The 791-nt window shown below is 45.1% G+C and carries 1 protein-coding gene; it reads right to left on the bottom strand.

Going from position 1 to position 791, the window contains the following annotated elements; translation table 11 throughout:
* Positions 1-36: 36 nt before the first annotated feature.
* Positions 37-791 (bottom strand): cadherin repeat domain-containing protein (locus D5R40_RS33470; protein WP_134239683.1); only part of this gene is annotated, 755 nt, incomplete at its 5' end.

Raw genomic sequence — 791 nt, 5'->3', positions numbered from 1 at the left:
ATTTACCATTGGTGGGAACGAATACTGAATTAGTGGTCAATACACAAGAGACTGGTTGATATTTTCTAAACTTCCGGTAAATACTATTTCCGCATCTGCTTGACCATCACCAGTTGTAAAGGTGAGACCAGAGGTAGAATTAAGGGTGAGGTTACCGTCATTAGTAGTTTCTAGGGTAACTTCTAATTCTCCGTCTCCAGCATCGGGGTCTGTTACCTCAATACCAACAATATCTAATTGTTCCCCTTCATTAACCAGTTGTTGGTCGTCAGGAATTGTAATTTCTGGTGGGTCGTTGACATTGAGCAGGGCGATCGTAAATGACTTAGTTAAGTTTTCTCCAGCATTGTCAAATGTTCTGACTTGGATGTCATAGGTCTCTTGTTCCTCAAAATCAAGATTTGTTCCCTCTGCTACAACTAGCTGGTCTTCGTTGAGAGCAAAGCGTCCATCAGCATCATCAACTAATCTATATTCATGGACATCACTTTCATCTGGGTCTTCTGTGGTAAATGTACCAATAACTGTACCTGCTTCACTATTTTCTTCCACACTATCGTTATCTAACAGAATGTCAGTGGGAGGATCGTTGAGAGAAGGTGGCGTTACTTCACCTGGATCTGGAGGGGTTGGTGATGGTGTTGAGTCTGGCGAGTCTGTTGGGGTTGGTGATGGTGTTGAGTCTGGAGAATCTGTTGGGGTTGGGGTTGGTGATGGGTCTGGCGAGTCTGTTGGTGTTGGTGATGGGTCTGGCGAGTCCGTTGGGGTTGGTGATGGGTCTGGCGAGTCCG

The organism is Okeania hirsuta, from assembly GCF_003838195.1.
GTDB lineage: Bacteria > Cyanobacteriota > Cyanobacteriia > Cyanobacteriales > Microcoleaceae > Okeania > Okeania hirsuta.
The sequence above is the reverse complement of the archived record's forward strand: the minus strand, read 5'-3'. Positions and strand labels throughout refer to the sequence as shown.